Source organism: Bacillus cereus group sp. N14 (assembly GCF_016483555.1).
Lineage (GTDB): Bacteria > Bacillota > Bacilli > Bacillales > Bacillaceae_G > Bacillus_A > Bacillus_A wiedmannii.
Map to the genome: position 1 here is coordinate 1 of NZ_JAEHBQ010000128.1, position 241 is coordinate 241.

Consider the following 241-nt stretch of genomic DNA (forward strand, 5'->3'; position numbering starts at 1 on the left):
GCATTGTAAGCATTTGTTTCTTCAGCAAGCTTACATGGGTATAGACCAATACGAAGTGTGCCACCTAAGTCTTCTACATCTTTTTGATCTGGTAATAAGTCAATGATTGCATAAGGTGTGTCAGGATTTATTAAAGAAGAGTTAGCTCCTTCTAATCCTAAAACGTTACGTGAGAATTAGATTGATGCAAGTTGCATACCTAAGCAAATTCCGAAGAATGGTAGATTGGTGTCACGAGCAT

General features: G+C 37.8%; 1 pseudogene. It reads right to left on the bottom strand.

Annotated features, from left to right (window positions below):
• A pseudogene (locus JDS82_RS29395) lies at positions 1-241 on the bottom strand (glutamine amidotransferase-related protein); the annotation flags it as partial.